Origin of the sequence: Aeromonas sp. 601027, from assembly GCF_049174455.1 — a bacterium.
GTDB classification, from domain to species: Bacteria; Pseudomonadota; Gammaproteobacteria; order Enterobacterales; family Aeromonadaceae; genus Aeromonas; species Aeromonas veronii_A.
This window is the reverse complement of record NZ_JAAKTN010000006.1, coordinates 56,494-73,869: the sequence shown is the minus strand read 5'-3', so window position 1 is coordinate 73,869 and position 17,376 is coordinate 56,494. Positions and strand designations below refer to the sequence as shown.

Sequence of the window (17,376 nt, the reverse complement as noted above, 5' to 3'; positions counted from 1 at the left end):
GGCCAGCTGACCACCCCGCCCCGTCCTTCCTTGCGACGTTCTCTTACTTGCTGACCACCAGGTCACCCAGGTAAGGGAAGTTCATCACGTTGACCACCGGCTTGATGTCGACGTTCTTCTTGGCGCCATAGGCCAGATCTTCCCAGTGCAACGGCACATAGGCAGCATCTTCGATCAGCATGGCTTCGACCTTCTTCAGCATCTCGGCACGCTTGGCCGGATCGGTCTCGGCATTGGCATCCATCACCATCTTGTCAGCTTCGGCGTTGGCATAACCGGCGCAGTTGTACTGGCCCATACCGGTCTTGGCATCCTTGGTGAAGGTCAGGAACTCGAAGAAGTTCGCGGTATCTTCAGTATCGGAGTGCCAGCCAATCAGCTGCATGTCAGCGGCGCACTTGTCAAACTCCGGCCAGTACTGGGCCACCGGCATGGTCTTCAGATCCACCTTGATGTTGATCTTGGCCAGCATGGCGGAAACAGCCTGGGCAATCTTGACGTCGTTGACGTAGCGGGCAGCCGGGGAGATGAAGGTCATCTTGAAGCCTTTCTCGTAACCGGCCTCTTTCATCAGCTCCTTGGCCTTGGCCAGATCATACTGGGGCACCAGCGCCTCGTTATGACCGGCATAGCCTTTCGGGCTCAGCTGACCAGCAGGGGTACCGAAGCCCTTGTTAATCTTCTCGACGATGCCCACCTGGTTGATGGCGTAGTTGATCGCCTGACGCACGCGCTTGTCTTTCAGCGCCGGGTTGGTGTTCTGGTTCAGCTCGATGATGATGGCACGGGTACCGGACAGGGTGACCAGCTGGGAGTCCTTGCCATTCTTCACACGCTCCAGATCGTTCGGCGCAACCGGATAGATCATGTCCACGTCGCCACCCAACAGGGCTGCAACACGGGTCGCATCTTCCTTGATCGGCACCACGGTCAGGTTCTCGACGTTACCCTTGGAAGCTTTATCCCAGTAGTTGGCGTTGCGGGCATAATCCAGCTTCACGCCCTGCTCGCGGAACTTGACGGTGAACGGGCCAGTACCGGAGACGTGGGTAGAGGCATAGGAGTCGCCGTTTTTGACGATCTCGGCCTTGTCTTTGCCCGCTTCGGTTTTGCCGGTGTAGAACTTGGAGTCCATCGGGAAGATGTAGGTGACGGTCTGCAGCACCAGCGGGAACGGCTTGGCGGTAATCAGATCGACGGTGTAGTCATCGACTTTCTTCACTTCGCTGATGGGATCGAAGATCGCCTTGAAGTCGACGGAGGATTTCAGGCGGTTGACGGTCCACACCACGTCGTCTGCGGTGAAGTCGTTACCGGAGTGGAACTTGACCCCTTTGCGCAGGTGGAAGCGGACGGTCTTGTCGTCAATACGCTCATACTTCTCGGCCAGACGGGGCTCGAACTGCAGGTCCTGGGTGTAACGCATCAGGGGATCGAATACCAGGTGCGACATCTCCAGGGTCTGACCGGAGAGCTGCTCCTGCGGATCCAGCGAAGTGGCGTCAGAAGCGACACCCACCTTGATATCGGCGGCTGAGACACTGAAGGCGAAACCGGCGGCAAACAGCGCCAGGGCAATCTTGGACAATCCTTTCTTCATCTTGTTCTCCATGCTTTTGGCTTTCTTATGACACTTTTTTTGACAAGCAGACCGGCGCACCGGCGCTCTCCTAGCTTGCGATTTCCAGCCCCTCGCGGGACATTCCCTTGAACTCCGGCATGAGGGAGATCAGCTTGCGGCTGTACTCATGCTCGGCATTGGTAAAGAGTTTCTCGGTCTCGGCCACTTCCACCAGATGACCGTGCTGCATCACCCCGATGCGGTCGCACATCTGGCGGATCACCGGCAGATCGTGGCTGATAAACAGCATGGTGAGCTTGAGCTCCTGCTGCAGATCCTTGAGCAGGTTGAGGATCTGGGCCTGCACCGACACATCCAGCGCCGAGGTCGGCTCGTCGCAGATGAGGAAGCGCGGGCGAGTGGCCAATGCGCGGGCAATGGAGATACGCTGGCGCTGACCGCCGGAGAACTCGTGGGGATACTTGAGGCCAGCACCACGGCCAAGACCCACGTGATCCAGCAGATCGCCGACAATCCCCTCGATCTGGCTCTCGCTGCTCGCCAGCTGATGGAAGCGGATCGGCTCGGCAATGATGTCGCGCACCTTCATCCGCGGGTTCATCGACGAATAGGGGTTCTGGAACACCATCTGCATCTGGCGACGCAGCGGGCGACGTTCGCGCTCGCTCTTGAGAGCGGTCAGATCGATCCCCTCGAAGAAAATCTTGCCGGTATCAGGCGGATAGAGACCGGTGATGGCGCGGGCAATGGTCGATTTGCCGGAGCCGGACTCCCCCACCAGACCGAAGGTCTCCCCTTCGAAGATCTCGAAGCTGATGTTGTTGCAGGCGCGTACATACTGGCGGCGGCTCGGGAAGATGGAGTCCTTGGTGACGAACTTCAGATCGACGTTCTCCACCCGCAGCAGCGCCCCTTCATAGGCACGCTCGTCCTGACTCTGGCCGAGCCAGTGGGTCTTGAGGTCAATATTGGTATCCGGCGCACTGGCATCCTCGATATAGGAGACCAGCGGGAAGCGCACCAGCTTCACATCGGAACGGGGGACCGCCGAGATGAGGCTGCGGGTATAGGGGTGATTGGGGCTGCCCAGTACCTGTTCGGTCAGGCCGAACTCCACCAGATCGCCGCGATACATCACCGCCACCTTGTCGGTAACGTTGGAGACCACGCCCATGTCGTGGGTCACCAGCATGCAGCCCACCTGACGCTCTTTGCAGAGGGCGCGGATAAGCTGGAGGATCTGATCCTGAATGGAGACGTCCAGCGCCGTGGTCGGCTCATCGGCGATGATCAGCTCCGGATCGCAGGAGAGCGCGATGGCGATAACCACCCGCTGACGCATGCCACCGGAGAACTGGTGAGGATACTGTTTGATGCGCAGCTCCGGCTGCGGAATACCCACAGCCCCCATCAGCTCCAATGCCTTGGCAAAAGCAGCTTCGCGAGAGAGGTCGGTATTGGCCAGAATGGTCTCCACCAGCTGATGCTCAACGGTGAACAGCGGGTTGAGGGAGGTCATGGGGTCCTGGAAGATGAACCCGATACGGGAGCCACGGATGGCCCGCATCTCGTTCTGGCTCTTGCCGGAGATGAGCTCGCCATTGAGATAGATATCGCCACGGGCGATGCGACCCGGCGGGCTCAGGAGGTCGATAACGGCGTTGCCGATGGTGGACTTGCCGGCGCCGGATTCACCGACCACCCCGACAATCTCACCCTTTTCGATAGAGAAAGAGAGATCCTTCACCGCGGCCAGCACCCCGTAGCGGGAGGGGTACTCGATCCGCAAGTTCTTTACTTCGAGCAAGGACATGTTTACCTCTGCGGGGGACATCCGTCCCAAATAATTCGTCCGTAAATCAGCCGCAGATGCCGGTTGTTACCTTGGGCAATATTTGCTCAATCCATGAGGCAGCGAAACCAGCGATCCGGGCGGGTTTTTTGCATTTTTTTGGAATAACCCGCGAGTAACTTAGACGGTTTGACCACGGGTGTAAATGATTGAGTTATACAATTCCGCAATGTTTTGTGCAGATAACCACCAATTCGGCAGAGATAAATGATGATTTTCATCACACAAATGGCCGGTGCGTCCGTACTTCTATTGGTATCATTACTTTAATTTCAACAACAACGCAACAAGCAGCATTTATCACTATTTCCAAAACAATCACGAGCCCCGAATGAGTAGTGAATATTTATGTGAAATGGATGATAAACGGCAGCATATGCCGATGAATGAAAATTAAGCAGATATAAATCGGGGGATGCCAGAACGGTCATCCCCCGGAAGATGGCTCTCAACCGAGCCAGAATGCCAGTAATTGCATACAAAACAGAGCGAACAGGCCGGCGATCAGATCGTCCAGCATGATGCCTAGGCCACCGTGGATCCGGCGATCAAACCAGGAGATGGGCCAGGGCTTGAGCACATCAAACAACCGGAACAGCGCGAAGCCCGCCACCACCCACTCCCAACCGGCTGGCGCTGCGATCATGGTGACACCAAAACCGATCACCTCGTCCCAGACGATGGCGCCGTGATCCGGCACGCCGATGGCATCGGTGGCGCTCTGGCAGATACGGATCCCCACAACAAAACCCACCGCCAGCAAGGCGATAAACCAGTGGGTCGGCAGCCCGCTCACCAGCAGGTAGAGCGGAATGGCCGCCAGGGTGCCCATGGTGCCCGGCGCCTTGGGGCTGAGGCCGGAACCAAACCCCACCGCCAAAAAATGAAGCGGATTTTTCAGATCCAGTCGTGTCAGCTCGGGCTTTATCCTGAACAAACTCATGCGAAGTGATCCCACCCTTTCAGTTGCAGCTCGACCGCTTGGTCGCCACGCAGGTAGTCGATGCCCGGCTCGCCCGCCACGATGCGGCCGATGCGGCTGAACTTGACCCCGCTGTGGGCCAGCGCCGTATCGAGCGCGCCGCGGTGCTCCTCCGGTACGGTGAAGCAGAGCTCGTAGTCATCGCCACCGGCCAGCGCCAGTTGCCACGCCTCCTGCTCGCTCACCGCATCCTGCAGCACCGGCGAGAGCGGCAGCAGATCGAGATCGATCTGGGCCCGCACGCCGGAGGCCTTGAGGATATGGCCGAGATCCGATGCCAGCCCGTCGGAGAGATCCAGCGCACTGCCCGCCAGCCCGCGCAGCGCCTGACCGGCCAGAATGCGGGGATGGGGATGGTCGAGCCGTGGCAGCACCGCAGCCAGCTGGTTCTCGTTGAGGGTGCGTTTGCCCAGCAGGTGGGAGAGCGCCAGCGCGGCATCACCCAGAGTGCCGGTCACATAGATGCCGTCACCGGCTTTGGCACCGCTGCGCATCAGGGCGCGCCCGGCAGGCACCGACCCCTTCACCGAGATGGTGATGGAGAGCGGCCCGCGGGTCATGTCTCCGCCCACCAGCGCCACATTGTAGTACTCGGCCAGCTCCAGAAACCCTTCGGCAAAACCGGCGACCCAGCCTTCGTTGATGGCAGGCAGGGTTAGCGCCAGCGACACCCAGCGCGGTTCGGCCCCCATGGCGGCGAGATCGGAGAGATTGACCGCCAGCGCCTTGTAGCCGAGATCGACCGGATCCATGTCGGGAAAGAAGTGTACGCCGCTCACCAGCGTGTCGGTGCTCACCGCCAGCTGGGTATCGGGGGGCAGGGTCAGCAGGGCACAGTCATCTCCAGGGCCCATCACCACGTCCTTGCGGGCGTGGGGAACCTTGAAGTACTTATCAATCAGCTCAAATTCACCCATACAGTAAAAAGCCAGCAATAAGCTGGCTCCTCTCTTAGATGCTGACGGACAGCAGGATCAACGCTTGTTCAGCGACTTGATCACCTTGTCCAGTACACCGTTGACAAACTTGTGGCTGTCATCGGCAGCAAAAGCTTTGGCCAGCTCGATCGCTTCGTTGATGACCACGCGCGGCGGTACGTCATCACGACGGGTCAGCTCGTAGGTCGCCAGACGCAGGATCGCCTTGTCCACCATGTCCACTTCTTCCAGCGGACGGGAGAGGAAAGGTGCAAACACCTTGTCCAGCTCGCTGCAGTGGAGGGCTACCCCGAACAGCAGATCGCGGAAATAGTTCAGGTCTACACCCTTGGTGTCCTGATCGATCTTGAACTGCTCTTCGATGTCACCCACGTTAGCCTTGGTCATCTGCCACTGGTAGATGGCCTGGGTGGCGCAATGGCGGGCTTTACGGCGCTCAGACGGTTTCAATGTACTTCTCCTCGTTACACGTCCAGTTCTTTCAGGACGTTGATCATTTCGAGCGCTGCCAGTGCAGCCTCTGCACCCTTGTTACCCGCCTTGGTACCTGCACGCTCGATGGCTTGTTCAATGTTTTCAGTGGTCAGCACACCGAAGGCAACGGGAATTTCATATTCCATCATTACCTGGGCCATGCCCTTGCTGTTCTCGTTTGCCACCAGGTCGAAGTGGTAGGTGCCGCCACGGATGACAGTACCGACCGCCACGATGGCATCGTATTGACCACTCTTGGCCAGCTTCTTGATGACCAATGGCATTTCAACCGCGCCCGGCACTTTTACCAGTGTCAGGTTGCTGTCCTGCACTTGACCTTGACGCTTCAGTACGTCCACCGCGCCGTTCACCAGACTGTCGTTGATGAAGCTGTTGAAACGGGCAACAACAATAGCAACGCGCGCCTCAGGAGCGGCGATATTTCCTTCGATAACCTTCATTGGAAATCCTGTATCTGTGCAATCAAAAGGGCCGGAGTCAAAAGTGCGCACATTCTAGCACAACAGACCCACGACAAAAACCATGGCCGCAATAGACGGCCATGATCGCGATTTAACCAGTCCGGCGCGCTTACTCGCCGGTAAATTCCACGACTTCCAGACCGAAACCGCCCGGAAGGGGATGGTACTTCTCTGGTGGAGCTTTACTCGCCGACGTACTCAACCACTTCCAGACCGAAACCACCGAGGGCATGGTACTTCTTCGGCGAGCTCAACAGGCGCATCTTGCTCACGCCGAGCGCCTTGAGGATCTGGGAACCCACACCAACGCGGCGAGAAGTGCCTTGCCACTTGGCTCCTTCCGGCGCCAACCCCTTGTCGGCGGCTTCAAAACCCTTGACCCTAGCCAGCAGCTCGGCGCCATGGGATTCCGCCCCCAAAATCACCAGCACCCCGCCTTCGTCAGCGATGCGGGCCATGGATTTGGGCAGCGGCCAGCTGCGGGCGGCGTGGCGGTCGGTCAGCAGCAGATCGCTCAGCACATCGTGCAGATGGACCCGCACCAGGGTCGGCTGGTCAGCCTGCACCTCACCCTTTTTCAGGGCGAAGTGAACCTGATTGTCGATGGTGTCGCGGAAGGTGATGAGGTCGAACTCGCCAAACTCGGTCGGCAGCTTGCATTCGGCCACCTTCTCGACCGTGGTCTCGTGCTGGTTGCGGTACTCGATAAGGTCGGCGATGGTGCCAAGCTTGATGCCATGCTGCTCGGCGAACACCTCCAGATCCGGACGGCGCGCCATGGTGCCATCTTCGTTGAGGATCTCGACGATGACGGCGGCCGCCTCGAAACCGGCCAGACGGGCCAGATCGCAGCCCGCTTCGGTGTGACCGGCACGGGTCAGCACGCCGCCATCCTGCGCCATCAGCGGGAAGATGTGGCCCGGCTGCACCAGATCGGCCGCCTTGGCATTGGGCGCCACAGCCGCCTGCACGGTCACCGCGCGATCGGCGGCTGAGATACCTGTGGTCACCCCTTCTGCCGCCTCGATGGAGACGGTAAAGGCGGTGGAGAACTGGGCATTGTTGCGATCCACCATCAGCGGCAGCGCCAATTGCTTGCAGCGATCCCGGGTCAGGGTCAGGCAGATGAGGCCACGGCCGTAGCGGGCCATGAAGTTGATATCCTCCGGACGGACGCAGGAGGCGGCCATGATGAGGTCCCCTTCGTTCTCCCTGTCTTCGTCATCCATCAGGATCACCATCTTGCCAGCCTTGATATCGGCAATGATTTCCTGGGTTGTGCTCAGCGCCATGGGCTACTCCATCAGTGTGCTTGGGGGTTGAGCCCGCAGGCTCAACGCAAATGCGTGTGTATGTTGCTCTAGATTGGGGCTAGCGGCTCCATTTCAATCAGAGCGGGATCACAGAAAATCGTTTTGGTGGCCAGACTCAGCGCACACCGTCAGAGAAAACCGGCCTTGGCCAGCGTCTCCATGGTCAGGGTCGAGGCGCTGCTCTCCTGACTTTTTCCCATCATCAGCCGCTCCAGATAACGGGCGATCTGATCGACCTCGAGGTTGACCTTGTGACCCGGCTTCCAGCTGGCAATAGTGGTCTCCTGCGCGGTGTGGGGCACGATCGTCAGGCGGAAAAGGTCCCCCTGCACCGCGTTGACGGTGAGGCTGATGCCATCCACCGCAATGGAGCCCTTCTCGGCGATATAGCGGGAGAGTTCCCCCGGCGCCTTGATCCAGTACTCGATGGCACGGCCGCTGCTGGAGACGCTTTTCACCTCCCCTACCCCATCCACATGGCCGGAGACCAGATGGCCGCCGAGGCGGGAGGTGGGCATCAGCGCCTTCTCCAGGTTGACCCGATCGCCCACTCTGGCGGCGGCAAAGCCGGTACGGGAGAGGGTTTCCAGCGACACGTCGGCGGTATAGCTCTTGTCACCAAGAGCAACCACGGTGAGGCAGACGCCGTTGGTGGCAATGGAGTCACCCAGTTTGACGTCGCTAAAATCCAGACCTGGTGCGTGGACGGTGAGGGCCATGTCATCGCCCTGACGGCGAAGCTCGGCCAGGGTTCCCACCGCTTCGATAATTCCGGTAAACATGCAGATCACCTTGCTGATGACGGGGGCAGATTATGCCCCCTTGAACATTGATAAATCAGGCTATTTTGGCGGTAATGCGAATATCCTGGCCGACCATGCGCACATCCTTGATGGCGAGCTTGGGTGCCTGGAACAAGCGTGTCAGGCCCGGCAGATGGAACAGCCCGCGTCCCTCGTCGCCCATCAGTTTGGGTGCCTGATAGAGCACCAGCTCATCCACCAGCCCCTTCTCCAGCAGGGCGCCGCACAGCCGTGGCCCCGCCTCGATGAGTACCGAGTTGACGTTCTGCTTGGCCAACAGCATGAAGAGGCTGACCAGATCCAGCTTGCCACCCAGCAGCGGCAGCTCCAGCTGCTGCACCCACGAAGGCCACTCGCCAGCTGCCTTGTGGCGGGCCAGCAGCACCGGACTCTCGCTCTGGAATAGCGGCAGATCCGGGGTAAGCCGGTTTTGCGAATCGACGATGACCCGCAGCGGCTGGCGCAGGGTCTCCTTGGGATAGCTCGCCTTCACCGAGGGGGGCAGCTCATCCCAGCGCACGGTCAGGGAGGCACCATCGGCCAGCACGGTTTCAGCGCTGGAGAGCACCGCATCGTGACGGGCCCGCAGCCGCTGCACGTCGCGGCGCGCATCCGGGGAGGTGATCCACTGGCTCTCGCCGCTCGCCATGGCGGTGCGGCCATCGAGGCTGGCCCCCAACTTGACGGTCACCCGCGGGAAGGCAGTACGCATCCGCTTGAAAAAGCCCGGGTTGAGCGCCTCGGCTTCGCTCGCCAGCAGGCCGAAATCTGTCTTGATCCCCGCTTCGGAGAGCATCCGCAGGCCACGTCCGCCCACCTGGGGATTGGGATCGACCATGGCCGCCACCACCCGGGCCACGCCAGCATTGATCAGCGCCTCGGCGCAGGGGGGAGTACGACCGTGATGGGAGCAGGGTTCGAGGGTTACATAGGCGGTAGCGCCACGGGCGTTGTCACCGGCGGCGCGCAGGGCGTAAACCTCGGCATGGGGCTCGCCCGCCTTCTGATGCCACCCTTCGCCAACCACCACGCCATCTTTGACCAGCACGGCGCCGACGCAGGGGTTGGGGGCCGTGGTGTAGCGGCCGCGGCGGGCCAGTTCGAGGGCCCGACTCATCCATTGGTAATCATCTTGACTAAACATTCGGGCTCCTTTGACAACACATCTCGGCTTTACGCAGTATCGTAGGTTCGATTAGCGCAGCGTAATCGGACGCGGCAACATGGGTGAGAATGGCGGTTTACTTCTCCAGCTTGGCAATCTCTTCGCCGAACTCGCGAATATCTTCGAAGCTGCGATAGACGGAGGCAAAGCGGATATAGGCCACCTTGTCCAGACTCTTGAGCTCATCCATCACCAGATTGCCTACCAGCTCGGAGGCGACTTCACGCTCGCCGGTGGCACGCAGGCGGGATTTGATATGGTTGACCGCCTTTTCGATGGCCTCCATGCTCACCGGCCGCTTCTCCAGCGCCCGCAGGATGCCGGCGCGCAGCTTGTCTTCATTGAACGGCTCGCGGGAACCGTTGGACTTGATGACGCGGGGCATCACCAGCTCGGCCATCTCGAAGGTGGTAAAACGCTCGTGACAGAGCAGACACTCACGACGGCGGCGCACCTGATGGCCTTCTGCCACCAGACGGGAATCGATCACCTTGGTATCAACCGCACTACAGAATGGGCAATGCATCGGACCTCCGGCGTTAATGGAACAGGGACCGGCCCGGCGGGCCAGGATCTAGGTCGGCCAGTGTAGCACGGCCATCCAAAACCGGTAAAAGCCAGAAAAAACAATGCCACCCGCAGGTGGCATTGGTCTCAAACCGGATGGTCTGACTTATCAGCCATAAACCGGGAAGCGGCGGCAGATATCCAGCACCTTCTCGCGCACGGTGGCCAGCACGGCATCGTTGTCGTGGTTGTCCAGTACGTCGCAGATCCAGTGGGTCAGCTCGATGGACTCGGCTTCCTTGAAACCACGGCGGGTGATGGCCGGAGTACCGATACGTACACCGGAGGTGACGAACGGGGAGCGCGGGTCGTTGGGCACGGAGTTCTTGTTGACGGTGATGTTGGCTTTGCCCAGCGCAGCGTCAGCATCCTTACCGGTCAGCTCGCGGCCGATCAGATCAACCAGCATCAGGTGGTTATCGGTACCGCCGGAGACGATCTTGTAACCGCGCTCGATAAAGGTGGCGGCCATCGCCTTGGCGTTTTTGACGACCTGAGCCTGATAGGTCTTGAACTCCGGCTCCAGCGCCTCTTTGAAGGCAACGGCTTTACCGGCGATGACGTGCATCAGCGGGCCACCCTGGCCACCCGGGAAGACGGCAGAGTTGAGCTTCTTGTAGAGCTCCTCGTCGTCAGCGGCGGAGAGGATCAGACCACCACGCGGACCGGCCAGGGTCTTGTGAGTGGTGGAGGTGACCACGTGCGCGTGGGGCACCGGGTTCGGGTAGACGCCAGCGGCAATCAGACCAGCCACGTGAGCCATGTCGACGAAAAGGTAGGCACCGACCTTGTCGGCGATTTCGCGCATGCGGGCCCAGTCAACGATGCCGGAGTAGGCGGAGAAGCCACCAATCATCATCTTCGGCTTGTGCTCGACAGCCTGACGTTCCATGTCGTCGTAGTCGATCTTGCCGGACTCATCGATACCGTAAGGAATGATGTTGTAGAGCTTGCCGGAGAAGTTGACCGGAGAGCCGTGGGTCAGGTGACCGCCGTGGGCCAGGTTCATGCCCAGTACTGTGTCGCCCGGCTGCAGCAGTGCCATGTAGACGGCACTGTTGGCTTGGGAGCCGGAGTGCGGCTGCACGTTGGCGTAAGTGGCACCGAACAGCTCTTTGGCGCGCTCGATGGCCAGGGTTTCGACCACATCCACATACTCGCAACCACCGTAGTAACGCTTGGAGGGGTAACCTTCGGCGTACTTGTTGGTCAGCTGGGAGCCCTGGGCTTCCATGACACGGGGGCTGGTGTAGTTCTCAGACGCAATCAGCTCGATATGCTCTTCCTGACGACGGGTTTCGTCTGTGATGGCCTGCCACAATTGCGGATCATAATTGGCGATGGTCATGTCACGTTTCAACATCCGTTTCTCTCCTGAAAATCGTTTGCGCGTTAGGTGAAGTGGGCGCGGGCATTGTAACGTGAGCTGGATCAAAGAGACAGTCCAACCACCTAAAAAAATGTTGAATTTATGTTGTAAAAAGCAAGATTCCCTCCCCGTTCAATACCCTGGCCGCTCCGCCAAACGGCACATTTTTCATCCCGCTGCGGGCGGGCAAAACCCGAAGGGGATCACAACGCCCTCTTTATCCATCCTGTAACATATTCATTCGAAACAAATTTAATGATGATGGAGCTGATTGCAGCCATGCATCCGAGGGGCTGCACCTAACCGGAGGAGTTCAAGATGGACCATCTGCTGACATTCGTGATCCTGGCGGTCTTTTTTCTGTTCTACTGGGTCTACTACACCAGCCAACGCAAACATCTCCCCACCACCTCGTGGGAGCAGCTCCCCACCAAAGCCGAATATCTGGCGGCCCACCCTGAATCAGTCGATGGCGACATCATCTTCTGTTATCACTGCGGCCACCACGAGTTGCTGGAGGTGGGCATGGTGCACCTGACCGATTTTCGCCGGGAATGGGTCTGTGCCAAGTGCAAGCAGGAGCTGTTTCGCGAGATCGAATAACGGCGCAGGAACTGGCCCCCTCCCTAAACGCCGTACATCGCCAGCAGGGATCAGAACGGCGCATCCCTGTTGGCCGTCAGCCACTGCTGCAACCCGCTCACCGCCGCTTCAAATTGCGCCCCGATTGTCGCAGGCTCCCCGCCTCCCGCCTCAAGAGCCGCACAGTGGCTGGCAAATTCGGTCAACCCAAGCGCCAGCGCACTCCCCTTGAGCTTGTGCGCCAGCTGACGTTGCTCACTCCCCTCACCCTGAGCCAACTTATCTACCAACACCCGCCCTTGCGACTCAAACAGCGCGACCAGCTGGCGGATCCGCGCCATACCGAGCAGGGGCAGATCGGCGTCCAGCACCGGATTGGCCCACTCGGGCTGGTTAGTTGGGGGCGCGGCTGCAGATAATTGCACCCGCGGCTCGATAGAGGCCCCTTCTTGCCGAAACAGCTGATCGATGGCATTGGCCAGCACCGCCAGCCGCACCGGCTTACCGACAAAATCGACGAAGCCGGCGGCAAGGCAGTGGCGGATATCCTCCGGATACATCTGGGCCGAGATGGCGATGGCGGGCAGCGGCCGCTCATGCATCTCCTCACTGATGGCGGCCAGATCCTCGCGCAGGGTCATACCGTCCATATCGGGCAGATTGATATCGAGCAGCGCCAGCTCGAAGGGGCGCTCGGTCACCAGCGCCAGCGCGCTGCGACCATCCTCCGCCAGGGTGACGCGATGGCCGAGGCGGGTCAGCATGCCGTGCGCCACCAACCGGTTGATCTCGTTATCCTCCACCAGCAGGATGTCACGGGACTGGCCAAGGTGCAGCGGTTGCGCCTCGGCAGGCAGCTGGGCACTCGAGCGTTGCAAGGGCAGACTGAAGCTGAATTCACACCCCTTGCCCGGTTCGCTGGCAAGGATAAGCTCGCCCCCCATGGCGGCCACCAGCTTGCGACTGATCGCCAACCCCAGCCCGGTGCCGCCCTGATGGCCTATATCGCGCTTGCGCTGGCGAAACGCCTCGAACACCGCCTCCTGCTCATCGGCCGGAATGCCGGAGCCGGTATCGCGCACCACGAAGCGGATGCAGGGCTCGGCGCAAGGGCCTTGGCAGGCAAGAGGCGCCACCGTCAGGGTAATCTGGCCACGGGCGGTAAACTTGACCGCATTGCCGAGCAAGTTGCCGAGCACCTGGCGCAGCTTGCCCAGATCCCCCTCGACCACAGGCGCCAGCCCGGGCGCATATTCCAGCGCCAGAGTGACCCCCTTGGCCTCTGCCTTTGGCCGGAACAACGCGCTGAGGTCATCCACCAGCTGGAACAGGGGGAAGGGCTCGCGGCGCGCCTCCACATGGCCCGCTTCTATCTTGGAGTAGTCGAGAATGTCGTTGAGGATCTCCAGCAGGGATTCGCCGCTATGTTCGATGGCGGCCAGATAGCGCTGCTGGGTATCGCTGAGGTGGGTATCTTCCAGCAGCGTCAGGCCCCCGAGAATGCCGTTCATGGGGGTGCGGATCTCGTGACTCATGGTGGCGAGAAACACCGACTTGGCGCGGTTGGCCTGTTCTGCCTCGGCGCGGGCCTGCCGCTGCTTCTCCACCTCCTCATTGAGCCGCTCGTTGGCGTGGCTGAGCTGGCCGGTGCGCTCCTCGACCCGCGACTCCAGCTCGCGCTGATAACGGCCCAGCTCAACCGCATTGTCACGAAACACCAGCAGGGCCCGCCCCAACTCGGCCAGCTCATCGCGCCCGGTACTGGAGATCGGCTCAAGGGGGGCCAGATCCCCGCGCGCCAACCGACTCATCCCCGCCACCGCCCGTTGCAGCGGCCAGACGATCCGGCCGTAGACCATGCGCCACATCAGCAGCATCAGCAGTAGCAGGGTGAGCAGGCCAATGGCCATCAACGCCTGCTCCAGCAGCCTGAGGCGCTGGCTTAGCGCCTGCTGGCTCTGCCCCAGCGAATCGCGGGCACGGCTGACCAGCTCACCGACCTGCTGGTTGAGGCTGCTCATCAAAGCCTCATTGGCATTGGCCAGCACCCGCAGCGCCTCCCCCTTGCCGAGCCAGTCGCTGCGCAATTGCATCAGCTTGTCACTCTGTGCCAGCACGGTCAGCGCCTGCTCCACCGCCTGCCGGCGGGCCGGATCGGTCACCGCCCCGGCCCGCAGTTGCAAGATAGCCAGCTCCCGCTGCCCCTCTTGCAATAGCGTTTGCAACTGTTCCTGCCGTTCGCTGCGCCACATCTCCTCGATGCGCTGCTGCTGCATCAGGGTACGATGACGCAGCTCGGTCATCTGCTCCAGCCAGTCGAGATCCTGCTCCAGCAGGCGGTCCAGCGTCCGGGTCGCCTGCACGCCTTGCTGTTGGTAGAGGGAGCCCAATCCCGCCACCATCACGGTTTCGGCGTTCTCCATCTGGCTGCGCGCCAGCTCGGCGATCTGTCCGGCCGCCGCCACCAGACGGGCCCGCTGCGCCTCCCCCTGCGTCATCAGGGTCAACCGCTCTCCCACCAGCCAGCCCTGCTGACCCAGATTGCCGATGATGCTCTGACTGAGCTGATCGAGGCTTGTTGAACCCTGCCCACGGCCGAGTTGCGCCAGCACCTGTTGTAGCTGTTGCCCCTGCAGGGTGAGCAAGCGTCCCTGATGCTCCCGCTCCTGCTCGCTGGTTGCGGTGGCCAGCAGCCGTGACGCGCTCTGGATCTCGCCGCTGAGGCGAGAGAGCGTGCGCGCCAGCTCCTGATCGGCCAGAGTCTGCTGCACCCCTTGCTCCAGCTGGCGCAGATGGCTAAGCCCCACCCAGCCCAGCAGGGAAGCACTCAGGGTCAGCAACGCCATCAGGGAGAAGGCCAGCAGCAACTTGCCACCCAGGCCGGAAAAGATTCTCACGGGAAGTCCCTTGGTTGTGGTCGGCTTTGACCGGATAATATGGCCCAACACTTTAACAAAACCCCTGACCATGCGAAGCGTCTATCTCTCCCCGTTGTTGCTGATCTGGTTGCTAATGCTTCCCCGCGCCGCCCTCGCCTTTGCGGTCGATATCTGGCCCGGCGGCGAATTCAGCGGCCAGCCGCTGCGCCAGCAGTGGCTGGAACCCACCGCCGCAACCAAACCGCTGACCCTCTGTGCCCTCTACCCCCATCTGCGCGACGCCTACTGGCTTTCGGTCAATCAGGGCATGGTGGACGAAGCGAAGCGGCTGGGAGTCAAGTTGCAGATCCACGAAGCAGGGGGTTACGGTGCCCTCGCCGAGCAGCGCCAGCAGTTGCAGCGCTGCGTGCAGGAAGGGAGCAATGCCATCTTGCTCGGCGCGGTGAGCTATCAGGGCTTGCGCGAGGCCATCAAGGTCACGCCGCTGCCGCTCTTTGGGCTGGTCAACGATCTGCCCAGCGGTCTGGTGCAAGCGAAGGTGGGGGTCTCCTGGTACCAGATGGGCTGGCAAATCGGCCACTGGCTGGCGCAGCGCCACCCCGCAGGCAGCAAACCGGTCTCGGTCGCCCTCTTCCCCGGCCCGAAGGCAAGTGGCGGCAACAACTTCGTCGAGCCGGGCTTTGCCGATGCCATCAAGGGGAGCGCCATCAAGCTGGTCACCACCGAGCGTGGCGACAACAGCCGGGAAATCCAGCGCACACTGGTGCAGCAGACGCTGGCCCGCTATCCCGGCCTCGACTATCTGGTGGGGGGCGCCATCGCCGCCGAAGTGGCGGTCAACGAGCTGGCGCAGCGCCATCTCGACAGGCCCCAAGTGCTGAGCACCTACTTCAGCCACGGGGTACAGCGGGGCTTGCGCCGGGGCAAGATCCTGGCCGCCAACAGCGATCAGATGCGGCTGCAGGGGCGCCTTGCGGTCGCTCAGGCTGTCTGCCTGCTACAACACCCTGATGCCAATACCGAGCAGTGCCCGCGGGTGATGGGGCCACCCATTCTGACGCAGTCTGCGCCACTGGCCGACCCCGTCGATTCCCTCTCTGATGGCGCTTTTCGTCCCGTCTATCGGGTCGAATAGCCGTTCCAAATCCGATCAGCACACTCAAGGAGAAGAGATGAAAGAGTTACATGCCAGCTGCCTGTGCGGCGCCGTCGCCCTGACCCTGCCGGATCAGTTCGACTATATGGGGAACTGCCACTGCAGCGAATGCCGCAAGTTTTCAGGGGGAGATTACGCCTCGGTCGGCGGACTGGATGGCAACAAGGTCACCATAGTGAAGGGGGAAGAGGCCATCGGCCGCTACCGGAAATCGGCAGAGACCACCCTGGCCTTCTGTCGTCACTGCGGCTCCAGCCTGTTCAGCCAGAAGAGCAGCAGCGGCAAGATCAACCTGCGGTTGGGGGTACTGGACGACGTGCCGAGCCAGCGGCCCGCGTTTCACATCTTTGTCGGCTCCAAGGCGCCCTGGCACCAGATTGGCGACGACTGCCCGCAATTTGATACCCGCCCGCCGGTCTGATACCCGGTCAAACAGGTCAAGGCCACCATAACGAGGTCAGGAGGCTATCTCACCGGCAAACAGATAGCCTTCACCATGGACGGTGACAAACAGCTGGGGATCCCGCGGATCCGCTTCCATCTTGCCGCGCAGCCGCCGGATCAACACGTCTATGGTGCGATCGCTCGGGCCATCGCCGCGATGGCTGATGAGGGTCAGGATCCGCTCCCGACTGAGCACCCGCCCGGCATGGGCGACAAAGGCCACCAGCACTTCATATTCGGCCTTGGTCAGACGCACCGGCACTCCGTCCTTGCTGAGCTGGCGGCGGGGAATATCAAAACGCCAGGGGCCAAAGCGCACCGCATCGTCAGCCACCGCAGGCTCGCTCGGCGCGGCGGCCGCCAGCGAGATCCGCCACAGCAGATTCTTGACCCGCACCAGCAGCTCCCTGAGCTCGAACGGCTTGGTGACATAGTCGTCGGCCCCCATCTCGAGGCCGACAATCCGGTCCACCGCATCGCTGCGGCCGGTGACCAGAATGATCCCCACCGTGCTGCGCGCCCGCAGTTCACGGGTCAGCAGCAGACCATCTTCCCCCGGCAGGTTGATATCCAGCATCACCAGATCGACCCTCTGCTCCGCCAGCACGGCGCGCATCTCCTGGCCGTTTTCGACCGCCGTCACCCGATAGCCCTCCCGCTCGAAATAGCCGGTCAGCTTCTCGCGGGTAACCGCATCATCTTCAACAACCAGAATGTGGTAGCTCATGGGCAGGGTTCACGATGGTCGACAAGGGAGGATTATTCTATTCACATTTTGTCATAAATAC

General features: G+C 61.0%; 16 protein-coding genes. 3 read left to right on the top strand and 13 right to left on the bottom strand.

Annotation, left to right across the window (positions count from 1 at the left end; all coding sequences use genetic code 11):
• Positions 1-43: 43 nt before the first annotated feature.
• The 11 genes from G5193_RS09565 to glyA all read right to left on the bottom strand — a co-directional run bounded on the left by G5193_RS09565 (position 44) and on the right by glyA (position 11,521).
• Positions 44-1,600, bottom strand: coding sequence for an ABC transporter substrate-binding protein (locus G5193_RS09565; RefSeq protein WP_106842304.1), 1,557 nt, complete (start codon positions 1,598-1,600; stop codon positions 44-46).
• A gap of 70 nt (positions 1,601-1,670) precedes the next feature.
• A complete protein-coding gene (locus tag G5193_RS09560) occupies positions 1,671-3,395 on the bottom strand; it encodes a dipeptide ABC transporter ATP-binding protein (RefSeq protein ID WP_100654430.1) in 1,725 nt (574 codons plus the stop codon).
• A gap of 487 nt (positions 3,396-3,882) precedes the next feature.
• Positions 3,883-4,377, bottom strand: a complete 495-nt coding sequence (locus tag G5193_RS09555; protein ID WP_421205878.1) for a phosphatidylglycerophosphatase A — start codon at positions 4,375-4,377, stop codon at positions 3,883-3,885.
• Complete coding sequence (gene thiL / locus G5193_RS09550) at positions 4,374-5,333, bottom strand: thiamine-phosphate kinase (protein ID WP_026034998.1); 960 nt, start codon at positions 5,331-5,333, stop codon at positions 4,374-4,376. The genes G5193_RS09555 and thiL overlap by 4 nt, the downstream gene beginning before the upstream one ends.
• A gap of 57 nt (positions 5,334-5,390) precedes the next feature.
• Entirely contained in the window at positions 5,391-5,804 is a 414-nt protein-coding gene (nusB, locus tag G5193_RS09545; RefSeq protein ID WP_005343514.1) for a transcription antitermination factor NusB, read from the bottom strand.
• Between the two features lie 14 nt (positions 5,805-5,818).
• Complete coding sequence (gene ribE / locus G5193_RS09540) at positions 5,819-6,289, bottom strand: 6,7-dimethyl-8-ribityllumazine synthase (RefSeq protein WP_005338866.1); 471 nt, start codon at positions 6,287-6,289, stop codon at positions 5,819-5,821.
• A 203-nt stretch (positions 6,290-6,492) separates the two neighbouring features.
• A complete protein-coding gene (gene ribBA, locus G5193_RS09535) occupies positions 6,493-7,602 on the bottom strand; it encodes a bifunctional 3,4-dihydroxy-2-butanone-4-phosphate synthase/GTP cyclohydrolase II (protein WP_042054172.1) in 1,110 nt (369 codons plus the stop codon).
• A gap of 149 nt (positions 7,603-7,751) precedes the next feature.
• A complete protein-coding gene (locus G5193_RS09530) occupies positions 7,752-8,405 on the bottom strand; it encodes a riboflavin synthase (protein ID WP_005349507.1) in 654 nt (217 codons plus the stop codon).
• Positions 8,406-8,460: 55 nt separating this feature from the next.
• The gene (gene ribD, locus G5193_RS09525) at positions 8,461-9,570 is read right to left on the bottom strand and encodes a bifunctional diaminohydroxyphosphoribosylaminopyrimidine deaminase/5-amino-6-(5-phosphoribosylamino)uracil reductase RibD (RefSeq protein WP_421205877.1); all 1,110 of its coding nucleotides are present in this window, start codon (positions 9,568-9,570) and stop codon (positions 8,461-8,463) included.
• A gap of 97 nt (positions 9,571-9,667) precedes the next feature.
• The gene (gene nrdR, locus G5193_RS09520) at positions 9,668-10,117 is read right to left on the bottom strand and encodes a transcriptional regulator NrdR (protein ID WP_005338880.1); all 450 of its coding nucleotides are present in this window, start codon (positions 10,115-10,117) and stop codon (positions 9,668-9,670) included.
• Positions 10,118-10,267: 150 nt separating this feature from the next.
• A complete protein-coding gene (glyA, locus tag G5193_RS09515; protein WP_040068624.1) occupies positions 10,268-11,521 on the bottom strand; it encodes a serine hydroxymethyltransferase in 1,254 nt (417 codons plus the stop codon).
• A 324-nt stretch (positions 11,522-11,845) separates the two neighbouring features.
• On the opposite strand from glyA, the gene G5193_RS09510 reads away from it, so the two are divergent.
• Positions 11,846-12,130, top strand: coding sequence for a hypothetical protein (locus tag G5193_RS09510; protein ID WP_421205876.1), 285 nt, complete (start codon positions 11,846-11,848; stop codon positions 12,128-12,130).
• 50 nt (positions 12,131-12,180) lie between these two features.
• Here the strand turns inward: G5193_RS09510 and torS are convergent, their stop codons facing one another.
• Positions 12,181-15,006: a TMAO reductase system sensor histidine kinase/response regulator TorS gene (gene torS, locus G5193_RS09505; RefSeq protein ID WP_421205875.1), complete on the bottom strand. Its 2,826-nt coding sequence runs from the start codon at positions 15,004-15,006 to the stop codon at positions 12,181-12,183.
• 70 nt (positions 15,007-15,076) lie between these two features.
• Between torS and torT the strand changes: the two genes are divergently transcribed.
• On the top strand, positions 15,077-16,123 hold the full coding sequence (torT, locus tag G5193_RS09500) for a TMAO reductase system periplasmic protein TorT (RefSeq protein ID WP_421205874.1): 1,047 nt from the start codon (positions 15,077-15,079) through the stop codon (positions 16,121-16,123).
• Between the two features lie 37 nt (positions 16,124-16,160).
• Entirely contained in the window at positions 16,161-16,565 is a 405-nt protein-coding gene (locus tag G5193_RS09495; protein ID WP_005338893.1) for a GFA family protein, read from the top strand.
• Positions 16,566-16,601: 36 nt separating this feature from the next.
• On the opposite strand, the gene torR is transcribed toward G5193_RS09495, so the two are convergent.
• Entirely contained in the window at positions 16,602-17,315 is a 714-nt protein-coding gene (gene torR, locus G5193_RS09490; protein WP_179903230.1) for a two-component system response regulator TorR, read from the bottom strand.
• Positions 17,316-17,376 lie beyond the last annotated feature (61 nt).

Bases quoted from the DNA above. Each gene is read 5' to 3' on its own strand.
- G5193_RS09565 (WP_106842304.1), bottom strand. From the start codon at position 1,600: ATGAAGAAAGGATTGTCCAAGATTGCCCTGGCGCTGTTTGCCGCCGGT.
- G5193_RS09560 (WP_100654430.1), bottom strand. From the start codon at position 3,395: ATGTCCTTGCTCGAAGTAAAGAACTTGCGGATCGAGTACCCCTCCCGC.
- G5193_RS09555 (WP_421205878.1), bottom strand. From the start codon at position 4,377: ATGAGTTTGTTCAGGATAAAGCCCGAGCTGACACGACTGGATCTGAAA.
- thiL (WP_026034998.1), bottom strand. From the start codon at position 5,333: ATGGGTGAATTTGAGCTGATTGATAAGTACTTCAAGGTTCCCCACGCC.
- ribE (WP_005338866.1), bottom strand. From the start codon at position 6,289: ATGAAGGTTATCGAAGGAAATATCGCCGCTCCTGAGGCGCGCGTTGCT.
- ribBA (WP_042054172.1), bottom strand. From the start codon at position 7,602: ATGGCGCTGAGCACAACCCAGGAAATCATTGCCGATATCAAGGCTGGC.
- G5193_RS09530 (WP_005349507.1), bottom strand. From the start codon at position 8,405: ATGTTTACCGGAATTATCGAAGCGGTGGGAACCCTGGCCGAGCTTCGC.
- ribD (WP_421205877.1), bottom strand. From the start codon at position 9,570: ATGTTTAGTCAAGATGATTACCAATGGATGAGTCGGGCCCTCGAACTG.
- nrdR (WP_005338880.1), bottom strand. From the start codon at position 10,117: ATGCATTGCCCATTCTGTAGTGCGGTTGATACCAAGGTGATCGATTCC.
- glyA (WP_040068624.1), bottom strand. From the start codon at position 11,521: ATGTTGAAACGTGACATGACCATCGCCAATTATGATCCGCAATTGTGG.
- G5193_RS09510 (WP_421205876.1), top strand. From the start codon at position 11,846: ATGGACCATCTGCTGACATTCGTGATCCTGGCGGTCTTTTTTCTGTTC.
- torT (WP_421205874.1), top strand. From the start codon at position 15,077: ATGCGAAGCGTCTATCTCTCCCCGTTGTTGCTGATCTGGTTGCTAATG.
- G5193_RS09495 (WP_005338893.1), top strand. From the start codon at position 16,161: ATGAAAGAGTTACATGCCAGCTGCCTGTGCGGCGCCGTCGCCCTGACC.
- torR (WP_179903230.1), bottom strand. From the start codon at position 17,315: ATGAGCTACCACATTCTGGTTGTTGAAGATGATGCGGTTACCCGCGAG.